General features: G+C 44.1%; 11 protein-coding genes. 2 read left to right on the plus strand and 9 right to left on the minus strand.

Translation table 11 applies throughout. The features are described from left to right. Positions 1–11 precede the first annotated feature (11 nt). From era to Aso01_RS01450, 6 genes are all read right to left on the minus strand, one after another. Positions 12–1,040, minus strand: a complete 1,029-nt coding sequence (gene era, locus Aso01_RS01425; protein WP_171063765.1) for a GTPase Era — start codon at positions 1,038–1,040, stop codon at positions 12–14. 11 nt (positions 1,041–1,051) lie between these two features. Further along, complete coding sequence (rnc, locus tag Aso01_RS01430; RefSeq protein ID WP_004939248.1) at positions 1,052–1,744, minus strand: ribonuclease III; 693 nt, start codon at positions 1,742–1,744, stop codon at positions 1,052–1,054. After that, the gene (locus Aso01_RS01435; protein ID WP_004939253.1) at positions 1,716–2,090 is read right to left on the minus strand and encodes a DUF4845 domain-containing protein; all 375 of its coding nucleotides are present in this window, start codon (positions 2,088–2,090) and stop codon (positions 1,716–1,718) included. Before Aso01_RS01435 ends, rnc begins: the two co-directional genes overlap by 29 nt. 24 nt (positions 2,091–2,114) lie before the next feature. After that, positions 2,115–2,942 carry a signal peptidase I gene (lepB, locus tag Aso01_RS01440; RefSeq protein WP_004939254.1) on the minus strand — a complete coding sequence of 276 codons (828 nt, stop codon included), beginning with the start codon at positions 2,940–2,942 and terminating at the stop codon, positions 2,115–2,117. Positions 2,943–2,958: 16 nt separating this feature from the next. Further along, positions 2,959–4,776 carry a translation elongation factor 4 gene (lepA, locus tag Aso01_RS01445; protein WP_004939257.1) on the minus strand — a complete coding sequence of 606 codons (1,818 nt, stop codon included), beginning with the start codon at positions 4,774–4,776 and terminating at the stop codon, positions 2,959–2,961. A 262-nt stretch (positions 4,777–5,038) separates the two neighbouring features. Beyond that, positions 5,039–5,503 carry an acyl-CoA thioesterase gene (locus Aso01_RS01450; protein WP_004939260.1) on the minus strand — a complete coding sequence of 155 codons (465 nt, stop codon included), beginning with the start codon at positions 5,501–5,503 and terminating at the stop codon, positions 5,039–5,041. Positions 5,504–5,606: 103 nt separating this feature from the next. On the opposite strand from Aso01_RS01450, the gene Aso01_RS01455 reads away from it, so the two are divergent. Beyond that, entirely contained in the window at positions 5,607–7,034 is a 1,428-nt protein-coding gene (locus Aso01_RS01455) for a glutamine synthetase family protein (RefSeq protein ID WP_004939263.1), read from the plus strand. An 83-nt stretch (positions 7,035–7,117) separates the two neighbouring features. Here Aso01_RS01455 and Aso01_RS01460 read toward each other — a convergent pair whose 3' ends face one another. Then, on the minus strand, positions 7,118–8,500 hold the full coding sequence (locus Aso01_RS01460) for a Do family serine endopeptidase (protein ID WP_004939266.1): 1,383 nt from the start codon (positions 8,498–8,500) through the stop codon (positions 7,118–7,120). Between the two features lie 223 nt (positions 8,501–8,723). Between Aso01_RS01460 and nadB the strand changes: the two genes are divergently transcribed. After that, the gene (gene nadB, locus Aso01_RS01465) at positions 8,724–10,364 is read left to right on the plus strand and encodes an L-aspartate oxidase (RefSeq protein WP_151752620.1); all 1,641 of its coding nucleotides are present in this window, start codon (positions 8,724–8,726) and stop codon (positions 10,362–10,364) included. Positions 10,365–10,385: 21 nt separating this feature from the next. On the opposite strand, the gene tmk is transcribed toward nadB, so the two are convergent. Continuing rightward, positions 10,386–10,994, minus strand: coding sequence for a dTMP kinase (gene tmk / locus Aso01_RS01470; RefSeq protein WP_004939272.1), 609 nt, complete (start codon positions 10,992–10,994; stop codon positions 10,386–10,388). Between the two features lie 9 nt (positions 10,995–11,003). After that, positions 11,004–12,068: an endolytic transglycosylase MltG gene (gene mltG / locus Aso01_RS01475; protein ID WP_004939275.1), complete on the minus strand. Its 1,065-nt coding sequence runs from the start codon at positions 12,066–12,068 to the stop codon at positions 11,004–11,006. Between the last annotated feature and the right edge of the window lies 1 nt (position 12,069).

The following is a 12,069-nucleotide window of genomic DNA, read 5'->3' on the forward strand; positions in this document are numbered from 1 at the left end:
ATTACTCTTGTTTAAATATCACTATAGCCCAAGCTTTTCAGCGCACGCTCATCATCAGACCAGCCACCTTTGACTTTCACCCAAAGCGTGAGCATGATTTTTTGTTCAAACATTTTTTCCATGTCTGTACGTGCTTCCATACCAATCCGTTTGAGTTTAGCGCCTTTGTCACCAATCACAATGGCTTTTTGTCCAGCACGCTCAACAAAAATGGTCGCATCGATATAGGTACAAGCAGGCTTCATACGGCCAGTCTTTTCACTTATCGCCGGTTCTTCAGTTTTAAATGATTCAATCTGCACCGTCAAATCGTATGGCAATTCTTCACCAAGCTGACGCATGATTTTTTCGCGAATAATTTCGCTGGCCAAGAAACGCTCTGAACGGTCGGTCACTTGATCGAAAGAATACAATGGCGGTTGAAACGGCAGGTATTTTTCAATGATGTCACGCAAGTGATCTAGATTTGCACCACGAAGCGCAGAAACAGGAATAATTTCTGCAAAGTTCATGAGCTTTGCGCGCTCTTGAATGAGAGGCAGCAAGCTGCGTTTTTCTTCTACGGTATCAATTTTGTTGATCACCATAATGACCGGCATATCTGCATTTTTGAGCTTTTCAAGCACAAGATCGTCATTTTGAGTCCATTTGTGACCATCGACCACAAATAGCACCAAGTTCACGTCACGCAGTGCAGAGTGCGCTGCACGATTCATCATCTTGTTGATCGCACGCACTTCTTTTTTATGCATACCCGGTGTATCGACATATACCGCTTGAGATTTCTCGCGTGAATCGATTCCCACAATTTTATGACGTGTGGTTTGCGGTTTACGTGAAGTAATCGAAAGTTTTTGACCCAACAAATGGTTCATTAATGTGGATTTACCCACATTTGGACGCCCAACAATTGCAACAAAGCCGCTACGGAAGTCGGAAGGTATCTCGACACCGGCGGAACTAAAAAATTGATCAATCAGATTTGGGGATTGATTTTCATCATTATCATGTGAATCTGGATTGATTTGATCAGAATGCATCGACATGCAAATTACTGCTCCAATAACTTTAAAATTTCTGCCGCAGCTGCTTGCTCAGCAAAACGGCGGCTCGAGCCCTCACCTAAAACATTTGGTAGCCCGGCTACCACACATTCTACTTTAAAGTGCTGGTGAGGGGCATCCCCTTGAATATCCACAACCTCGTAAACAGGGAGAGGTTTTTTACGTGCTTGTAAATACTCTTGTAAACGCGACTTCGGATCTTTTAACTGATCTGTCGGTTCGATATGATCCAGATAGGGTACATACCAGTTTAAAACAATTTTGTTTAACAAATTTAAATCGGCGCTATCGACATAAATTGCACCGATAATCGCTTCGACCGTATCGGCCAGAATTGATTCGCGATGATGTCCACCCGATTTTAATTCACCTGTGCTTAAAATTAAACAGCGACTCAGTTTCAAATCATTTGCGATTTTACCAAGCGCTTCTTGACGCACCAAGGTCGCACGCATGCGCGTTAAGCGACCTTCATTTTCATGCGGATAAGTCTGATACAAATAATTGGCAATGATCATACCCAACAGCGAGTCGCCCAAAAATTCAAGGCGCTCGTAGTTGTACTTGTGACTAACAGATCGATGCGTGAGTGCAAGCTGAAGTAATTCCAACTGCTTAAACTCGTATCCGATCCGACTCTGTAATCTTGGATCACTGAGTTTGGACTGCGTTTTGTTCAAAATTTTTCTCAAATTTTATAACTAAATCAATATTAAACAAGAACGGTCTTCTTACTTCATATTGTTTGCTAACGCGTAAACCACCTTTGTTCGTTACCTTTGCAATCTCGTTAAATCGAACGTCACGTACACTGTTCATGTCTAAACGCTGATTCATCTGGGTCACAAATTTATCGACCGCGATATTGCGAGGAGATTCACGCATTAAGGCGTCGATCTGGTTATTGATGATTCGATCATCCCAATAAGCCGGAGCAACTGCCACTGCTGCTTTAAGTACTAAAGCAAAGACAATAATCCCCAAAAAAACACCTAAATACGAAGCACCCCATTGAGACTTGCGCATTTGTTGTTGTCCTAATTTCTAATTTTAGTCAATTGTACCATTTCGGTTGAAGGATGGAATCTTAAAGCCAGGTTCTTTATGCATCCAAATATAGAATGCACGCCCAGTCAGATTCTCTTCAGGTACAAATCCCCAAAAGCGACTATCTGCACTCTGATCACGGTTATCGCCCATGGCAAAGTAATGCCCTTTTGGTACCGTAACTTCCCAGTACATTCCGTCTTCAGCGGCATATTTACCGTTGTCGATGTAATTGATAAACGGCGCTTGGCGTGCAATGTTGACCCCTTCAAGCTCACGCATGGTAAAGGTATGCTCACCCAAGGTCTCTTTATGATAAATCGAGGTTGGAGTGTCTAAACTGTCTTTTTCACGACTAAACTGAGTCGCAACTTTAGGTACTTTCTGACCATTAATGCTTAACTGACCATGATCATAGACAATATGATCGCCCGGCAGGCCAACCACACGCTTGATGTAACTGATGGTCGGTTGTGGTGGATAACGAAATACAATCACATCACCGCGTTTTGGCTCACCTACATCAAGAATTTTGGTGTTTACGATCGGAAGACGAACACCATAGTCGTATTTATTGACCAGAATAAAGTCGCCAGTTTCGAGGGTAGGCACCATTGAATCAGACGGAATATTAAATGGTTCAATAATAAACGATCGAAGCACTAAAACCACGGCCAGCACAGGCCAGAAGTCGTACGCCCAAGTAATGATAAAATTTTCGCTTCCCCGTCCTTTGGTTACACGTTGCTTAAACACCAACTTGTCGAGAAGCCACACCAAGAAAAAAATGAGCGTGACAGGAACGAGAATTAAATTAAAATCAAAATCCATGGGCGAGTCCTAAAGGTTATCTCTCTACTTTTAATACAGCTAGAAACGCTTCTTGTGGGATTTCAACACTTCCCACCTGCTTCATACGTTTCTTACCTTCTTTTTGTTTCGCAAGCAATTTCTTCTTACGCGAAACGTCACCACCATAACACTTCGCCAATACATTCTTACGCATGGCTTTTACGGTTGAGCGCGCAATAATTTGAGCACCAATGGCCGCTTGAATTGCCACGTCAAACATCTGACGAGGAATCAAGTCTTTCATTTTTTCAACCAGTGCAATACCACGGTGACGCGCATCCTGACGGTGACAGATCATGGCCAATGCATCGACCTTTTCACTATTAATTAACACGTCTACCTTAACCAGAGATGAACTTTCAAAACGGACAAAGTTGTAATCGAGTGATGCGAAACCACGTGAGCAAGATTTTAAGCGGTCGAAAAAGTCCATAACCACTTCAGCCATTGGAATTTCGAACGTCACCGACACTTGGTTACCCAAGAATTTCATGTCTTTTTGTACACCACGGCGCTCGATACATAGCGTCATGACATTACCAAGATATTCTTGAGGCACCAGAATATGACATTCTGCAATCGGTTCGCGAAGGTCTTCTACCGTGCTGGCGTCTGGCATTTTAGACGGGCTGTCGATATAAATCGTATCGCCTTTTTTGGTCAGTGCTTCATACACTACGGTTGGTGCAGAGCTGATCAGGTCTAAATCGTATTCACGCTCAAGTCGCTCTTGTACGATTTCCATGTGCAGCATGCCCAAGAAACCACAGCGGAAACCAAATCCAAGCGCATCAGAACTTTCAGGCTCGAAAAATAATGCCGAGTCATTAATTTGAAGTTTCTGCAACGCTTCACGGAACGGTTCAAAATCGCTTGAATCGATTGGAAATAATCCCGCATACACCTGTGGTTTAACCTTTTTAAACCCTGGCAAAGTTTTAACTTCTGGCGTTGCGGAAAGTGTGATGGTATCACCTACCGGCGCACCAAAGATGTCTTTAATCCCCGCAATCACGAAGCCTACTTCACCCGCTTCAAGCATGTCAGTTTCGGTATGTTTTGGATTGAATACACCCACAGAGGTGACTGGATGCACTTGACCAGTCGACTTAACCAGCATTTTGTCGCCCTTACGGATCCGACCTTGCTTGATACGTACCAAGGAAACAACGCCTAAGTAGTTGTCAAACCATGAATCGATAATCAGTGCTTGCAGTGGTGCGTCACGATCACCTTCTGGTGCTGGAATCACATCGACCAAGCGCTCAAGCACACCTTCAACCCCAAGACCAGTTTTCGCTGAACAAGTCGGTGCTTCAGTGGCTTCAATACCAATAATTTCTTCAATTTCGTGAATAACGCGTTCTGGCTCGGCCTGTGGCAAATCAATCTTGTTGAGAATCGGTAAAACTTCTAAGCCCTGCTCAATTGCGGTATAGCAGTTGGCAACAGATTGCGCCTCAACACCTTGTGCTGCATCGACCACCAAAAGTGCGCCTTCACATGCTGCAAGTGAACGTGACACTTCGTATGAAAAGTCGACGTGTCCTGGTGTATCAATAAAGTTGAGTTGATATTCTTGTCCATTCGGATGCGTGTAATACAAGGTTACCGATGCCGCTTTAATGGTAATTCCACGTTCCCGCTCAAGTTCCATTGAATCCAATACCTGAGCTTGCATTTCACGATCTTGCAAGCCACCGCACATTTGAATAAAACGGTCAGCAAGTGTCGATTTGCCGTGATCGATGTGTGCAATGATCGAGAAGTTACGAATATTTTTGATATCAACGGATTTTTTAGCCGATGCCATAGATTACTCTGAAAAAAAGTACACCTTAAAGCGCAATACTGAACATAGCATGCAAGGTGTAAAAAGGACTGTCCTGAATTGCTGCACAGTATAAGCAACCAGACACCAAAAATATAGTGCGATCCGGCGCATTTCACAAAGTAATCGAAATGGGTTAAGAGCATTGCATTTTGAGCCACGCCTCCCTTATTCACTTAAACCGCTGTTCTATGACATCTCTTTAACATGCACTGATATCCCATCAGATCAATCAATCGCGCAGTTATGGAGACGGATGAACTGCGTAACACATCGTAAAGTCAATCGGATTAATGTCCTTCGATAAAGGCTGATACGCTTGAGTAAACGTCGGAGACATGCGTTTTGGTCGGCCTGAACTCATCTCGATGCAGGCCCATTTGGTTTTCGCTACAAACAAGATTGTCTGATCTTTAGGGCGATAAAATACGTACTGGCGTGATAGATACAAACTATCGAGCGCATCTAGCCATGTGCGTAAAATCAGTTCATCTCCTTCAAACGCGGCCTTACGATACTGGACATGATGCTCCACCGCCACCATGGCATGATTAAGCTGTTGATACTGTTTTAACCCAAGCCCCAGTGCATTGACATGCTTACTGGCCACATCTTGCATCCACTGCACATAAACCACATTGTTCACATGACCCAGTTGATCAATGTGTTCAGCGCTCACCGTCAGAGCCAAATCAAAAATTGCACTCATCTTTTGTCCGTTATTGTCATTGAAAAAGTTACGCAGAATTTACGTTACATCTTGCTGTGCTTCATCTACGCTTTTGAGCACGATACAAAGATAGGTTTAAAACATGAGTAGCCTGATCGTTTCAATGTCAAAGCAAACCCCACATCGCTTTTCAGTGAGCTCATTGCCCATTGACCTTGAAGCGCCTACCACCGCACATTCTAAAAATAACAGCTCTGCGTTTTTGCAGGAAGTCGAAGAATACCTGAAACGCTATCCAAATACACAACATATTGATGTATGCCTGCACGATCTCAATGGTCATATTCGTGGCAAACGCATCGATATCAACAGCCTGCGACAACTCGATAAAGGCTGCTATTTCCCCCTATCGGTCTATGCCATGAATCTAGATGGAAAAGTCAATGAAGAGACGGGTTTAGGTAAATATATTGGCGAGCCAGACCGATTATGCCGTCCTATTTTAGGGAGTTTAAAACCCGCAGCGATTCAACCTGAATTCAACGCTCAGGTGTATGTTTCAATGCAAGATGACACGCTAATAGACTGTCCCTATGAACCTCGGAATGTGCTCAAGAAAATTGTCAATCAGCTACATGCTGAGCAGTATTATCCAGTGATGTCGGCCGAGCTTGAGTTTTATTTGTTTGATATCACCGCCAGCTCACGTGATGCCCTGCTCAGTAATCAAAGCTTTGATATGGACATGCCTGAACGAGATTTACAGGTGCTGCAAGAAATTGAACGAATTGCGAAATTACAGTCGATTCCCATTACAGGCCTAGTCGCAGAATCTGCCATGAGCCAATATGAGATCAATATTCTACATCGTCCTGATATTCTGACCTTGTGTGATCAGATCATGTCGTTAAAACGTATTGTTAAGCAGGTCGCCAAACAATTTCATATGCAGGCCTGTTTCTTGGCAAAACCCGATTTGCATCAGGCTGGAAGTGGCATGCATTTTCATCTGAGTATCTGCGATTCAAATTTGCAAAATCGCTTTCGTACCTCTTCGCCAGATCAACCCTGCAATGCATTACAACAAGCCATTAGTGGACTGGTCGATTTAATGCCTGCTTCCATGGCAATTTTAGCACCCAACATCAATTCTTATCGTCGTTTTCAACCCGGCCAGCATGTGCCTATGGAAGCCAACTGGAATATCAATAACCGCAATGTGGCCATCCGCATTCCCTGTGCAGATGCAGAGAATCAACGGCTCGAATATCGGGTAGCTGGTGCAGACTGTAATCCCTATTTAACCGTAGCGGTGATTTTAACGGGAATTTTACATGGTATAGAGCACTCACTGGAAATGCCTAAACCTTCCCACCAAATCAAGCAGCTTCACGAACATATTTTTTTACCTCAGCAGCAACTAGATGCACTTGATCGGTTTAAAAATAATACAACACTCCAGCACTATCTAGGTCGAGAGTTTTGCGAGCTCTGGCACACCTTAAAGTACGCCGAACATCAACACGTTTATCAGCAAATCACCAGTGCCGAAAAAGCATGGGACTTATAATAATAACAACACGTTTAAAACAACAAAAAGCCAGAAGCAGATGCTTCTGGCTTCAAATTAAGTACGTTTTAACATTGTGCCGATTAGTTAATACGTAAACCCAACATGGCGCGTTGCCCTTGACGAATCAGTGAAATGCGAGCAACCGAATTTTTAGGAAGCGCAGCAACCGCTCTGGCAAACTCGCTGGTATTGTTAATTCGAGTTGAATTGATTTGAACAATCACATCCCCAGGCATTAAGTTTGAGCGCGAAGCCAAACCGCCACGGGTCACATCCTGCACAAAAATACCGCCCGAAATATCCAGACGCGCTTGTTCATCGGTAGTTAGGTTACGAATTGCCATACCCAATACCGGCCCGTTTTGTGCAGCCGCTTTTTCAGAAGTTGCAGGTGTATCGTCTGGTGCTGTGGTGAGCGTAGCCGAAACATTCATTGGCTTACCGTCTCGAAGGATTTCCAATTGAATCACCTGTTTCGGCATGGTTCGATTCAGATAATTCAGTAGCTCAGAAGTGCGTGAAATCGGGTTGCCATTATATTTCATAATAATGTCCCCTGCCTTTAAACCAACCTTGGCCGCAGGTGAACCCGGTGTAACCTGATTAATCAGCGAGCCCTCAGGTTTTGGTAAGTTGTAGGCATCGGCAAGATTCCGGTCAATATCTTGTAGCATTACACCCAAATACGAACGTGTGACTTTGCCCTTGGTTTTTAATTGCTGTGCAACGTCCATTGCCACATCAATTGGAATGGAGAACGACAACCCCATATAACCGCCTGTACCGCTGAAAATTCGGGAATTGACCCCGACCACTTCACCTTGCTGATTAAATAATGGGCCGCCCGAGTTGCCCGGATTTAATGCTACATCGGTCTGGATAAAAGGCACTGAGGTTTCGCCCACCATATTGCGTGATTTTGCACTGACAATCCCCGCAGATGCCGAATAATCAAAACCAAACGGCGAGCCAATCGCTAAAACAGGCTGTCCTACTTTCAGCTGATCGACATTACCAATTTTTAATGCAGGAAAATTCGCACCATCAACTTTCAATAAAGCCACATCGGTACGTTCATCACTTCCAACCACTTTGGCATCAATTTCGCGACGATCATTTAACGTGATGGTAATGCGTGATGCATCCTCAACCACATGATGATTGGTGAGCAAGTAGCCATCCTTGCTGATAAAAAATGCACTGCCGTATCCCGTTTTTTCTTGCGGTGCCTGCTGCTGTGGAATAATGACCTGATTTCCAAAAAAACGGCGTAGGATTTCAGGAACTTGCTGCTGTAATAGCTCCTCTTGCGTCATTTTCTTGACGACACTGACACTGACCACCGCCGGACTGACTTGCTCGACCAGATTGGAAAAGTCCACAGGTGCTGCTGCATTTACTTGTGCAGCTGCCACGGTAAACGTTACCGCATACAATCCTTTTTTTAAATAACTATTACGCATCACAAATTACACCTACACAATTCGCTTCAATCGTTTTGTTTTTATCACAAGATTTTTAGACATTTCGTAATAATATGTTTAATTAGTGGTGGCAAAACAAGACCTTAGTTTTCCGTTACAAAATTGAAATATGATTGAAATTTTTATTCACCTCAAACCGGTCGAAGTCTTGCCTTTTTTGCAAAAAAGCGTTGTTATTATCAGACTTTTTTAAAATTAGCTGATGGACATGTCTAATTTAAATTCTACGCATCAGTTTGATGTGATTATTGTGGGCAGTGGCGGAGCCGGCTTAAGTCTCGCACTCTCACTTCCGAGCCATTTCAATATTGCGATTTTGGCCAAATCTTCTCTCACTGAAGCCAGCACATTTTATGCGCAAGGCGGCGTAGCTGCTGTACTCGATAAAACCGACTCTATTCAACAACACATCGACGACACTATGGTTGCTGGTGCGCACCTGTGTGAATTAGATGCGGTCAAGCAAACCGTGGAAGGCGGACGTCCATCCGTTGATTTCTTATTAAAACAAGGGGTTGAGTTTACTCTCGATGAAGATGCACAGCTTCACCTGACCCGTGAAGGTGGACACTCGCAGCGTCGTATTATTCATGCAGCGGATGCAACCGGAAAGGCCATTTCGACCACATTGGTGCAGCGTGCACAAGAGGCACCCAATCTCACAATTTTTGAAAATTTCGTCGCCATTGATGTGATTAGTCTGCATAAGCTTGGACACGCAGATCAACCCAATCGTGCAGTAGGTTTATACGCACTTGAAGAAGCAACAGATCAAATCCATACATTTTTGGCGCCTTTTACCGCATTGGCTTGCGGTGGTGCCATGAAGGCTTATCTGTATACGTCTAACCCGGATATTGCAACAGGTGACGGGATTGCGATGGCCTATCGTGCAGGTTGCAGGGTTGCCAATATGGAATTCAACCAGTTTCATCCCACCTGTTTATATCATCCACAAGCACGCTCATTTCTGATTACTGAAGCCATGCGCGGTGAAGGTGCCTACTTACGTTTACCCGATGGTGAACGTTTTATGCTTCGGTTTGATTCACGTGCAGAATTGGCGCCACGCGACGTTGTGGCGCGTGCGATCGATTTTGAGATTAAACGACTTGGCATTCGTCACGTCTGGCTCGACATTACCCATAAGCCGGCAGCATTTATTCAGGAGCATTTTCCCACCCTGTATGCGCGCTTACTGGAACTGGGCATTGATATTACCACGGACATGATTCCAGTCGTACCGGCTGCACATTATACCTGTGGGGGTGTGGTGGTCGACGAAAACAGTCAGACCGATCTTGAAGGGCTATATGCGATTGGTGAAACATCGTACACCGGATTGCATGGTGCAAACCGTATGGCCAGTAATTCACTGCTTGAATGCTTTGTTTATGGGATGGGCGCAGCGTCTGATATTGAGCGAAAATTTACTCAACCGTTTGATTTTCCAGATGTGCCTGCATGGGACGACTCACAAGTGACCAATGCCGATGAAGATGTGGTGATTTTACAAAACTGGGATGAGCTACGTTCAACCATGTGGAATTATGTGGGGATTGTCAGAACAACCAAGCGTCTACAGCGTGCACTGCATCGCATCGAAATGCTTAAAAGTGAAATTACCGAATATTATCAAGATTACCGCGTCAGCAAGAATTTGATTGAACTACGGAATTTGGTATTGGTGTCCGAGATGATTGTACGCTGTGCCATGCAGCGCAAAGAATCACGCGGCTTACATTACACACTGGATTATCCAGAGCTTGGCTCAGAACTTCGAAAAACGGTGCTCACTCCACCTCATTTTGAAGTGGAGCAACCGCTCGTCAATCTGGCATAAAGGCCTAGCACGAATCTAAAGTCAGATTCGTGCTTCTAAATGCTCGAGCGCAGCTTCAAATACTCGATCTGGCGCTTGTGTCGCATCCAGACGCTTGACGCGTTCTGGATATTGCAGGCTCAACTCTTCATAGCCTGCACGAACACGACTAAAAAAAGTCATTTTTTCTTGTTCAAAACGATCCAGCTCTCCACGCTCGCGCGCACGCGACATCCCCAGCTCAATCGGTGCATCTAACCAGAAAGTCAGCTCAGGCATACAATTGACAAAGGTTTGATTCAAAATCGAAAGTTTGTCTTTACTTAAACCACGGCCAGCACATTGATAAGCATAGCTGGCATCGGTAAAACGATCGCTCAGAACCAGTTTCCCCTGTTTCAATGCAGGCTGAATGACTTCTTGAATATGCTGCGCACGCGCCGCGTACATTAGCAATAGTTCAGTGTCTGAACTCATACTTTCGCTATGATTAACAGCAAGCAGTAAACTGCGAATCTGTTCTGCAAGCGGTGTCCCTCCCGGTTCACGGGTAAGTACCACCTGCTGACCGGCTGCCTCAAAATATTCGTACAGCTTACGAATGAGCGTGGTTTTTCCTACACCTTCCGTGCCTTCAAAACTAATAAACATTCAAATACCTTAATTTTTCGATCTTAACACGGACAAATACTGTTGAACCGCTTGATTGTGCTCCTGCAAAGTCGCACTAAATTTATGCCCACCGTTGCCAGTAGCAACAAAATAAATATTGTCAGAATTGTCTGGATGCATGGCAGCCTCAATGGCTTTTTTACCTGGCAATGCAATTGGGGTTGGGGGTAATCCGGCCATGGTGTATGTGTTATAGGCAGTGGGTGTACGCAAATCCTGACGGGTAATATTGCCGGTATAGCGCTCACCCATACCGTAAATAACAGTCGGATCTGTTTGCAATCGCATACCCAATTTTTGACGACGTACAAACACGCCCGAAACTTGACGTAGCTCTGAATCCAAACTGGTTTCTTTTTCAATAATCGAGGCCATAATCAAAGCCTCATATTTATTTTTATACGGCAGACTCGGTGCTCGCTTTTGCCACGCCTCATCTAAGGTTTTCATTTGATAGCGATACAAATCGGTCAGGATTTTTTTATCCGACTCACCTTTGGCAAAAAAATAGGTGTTTGGTGCAAATAGTCCTTCAGGATGATCGTACGGAATATCCAGAGCCTTCAACATTTCTTGTTGCGGTAAATTGACCACGCTTTTTTCAACCAAAGGATCTTTTTTAAGAATCTCGACCAACTGTTTAAAAGTGGTACCTTCAATCACCAAAATACGATTCATTTGCGCATTATCGGCGTTTGAGAGCATTGCCAGAACTTGTCGAATACTCATGCCCTGCTGAATTTCATATACGCCTGCTTTTAAACTGTCATGAATAAAAAACTTTTGATAAATTTTCAAAACGATTGGCAAGCTGACTTTTTCATCACGACCCAGACGGTCGATAAATCGCGTGTAGGTATCACCGGGAGCAATCGACAGCATTTGTTTTTTACCTTCGATTGGGTAGGCACGAAACAAATTACTCCATAGCACCCAAAACATGGCCACTAAGATGATCAATAGTACCCATGTGAAACGATGTTTTTTCCACCCCGAAGAAGGCAGTTTTTGCGATGTGTTTTTAGATTTCGGCTTTGTGGGCTGCTTCGACATA

The sequence above is a fragment of the Acinetobacter soli genome (genome assembly GCF_000760595.1).
Taxonomy (GTDB): Bacteria; Pseudomonadota; Gammaproteobacteria; order Pseudomonadales; family Moraxellaceae; genus Acinetobacter; species Acinetobacter soli.

Bases quoted from the DNA above. Each gene is read 5' to 3' on its own strand.
- era (WP_171063765.1), bottom strand. From the start codon at position 1,040: ATGCATTCTGATCAAATCAATCCAGATTCACATGATAATGATGAAAAT.
- Aso01_RS01435 (WP_004939253.1), bottom strand. From the start codon at position 2,090: ATGCGCAAGTCTCAATGGGGTGCTTCGTATTTAGGTGTTTTTTTGGGG.
- lepB (WP_004939254.1), bottom strand. From the start codon at position 2,942: ATGGATTTTGATTTTAATTTAATTCTCGTTCCTGTCACGCTCATTTTT.
- lepA (WP_004939257.1), bottom strand. From the start codon at position 4,776: ATGGCATCGGCTAAAAAATCCGTTGATATCAAAAATATTCGTAACTTC.
- Aso01_RS01450 (WP_004939260.1), bottom strand. From the start codon at position 5,503: ATGAGTGCAATTTTTGATTTGGCTCTGACGGTGAGCGCTGAACACATT.
- Aso01_RS01455 (WP_004939263.1), top strand. From the start codon at position 5,607: ATGAGTAGCCTGATCGTTTCAATGTCAAAGCAAACCCCACATCGCTTT.
- Aso01_RS01460 (WP_004939266.1), bottom strand. From the start codon at position 8,500: ATGCGTAATAGTTATTTAAAAAAAGGATTGTATGCGGTAACGTTTACC.
- nadB (WP_151752620.1), top strand. From the start codon at position 8,724: ATGGACATGTCTAATTTAAATTCTACGCATCAGTTTGATGTGATTATT.
- tmk (WP_004939272.1), bottom strand. From the start codon at position 10,994: ATGTTTATTAGTTTTGAAGGCACGGAAGGTGTAGGAAAAACCACGCTC.
- mltG (WP_004939275.1), bottom strand. From the start codon at position 12,068: ATGTCGAAGCAGCCCACAAAGCCGAAATCTAAAAACACATCGCAAAAA.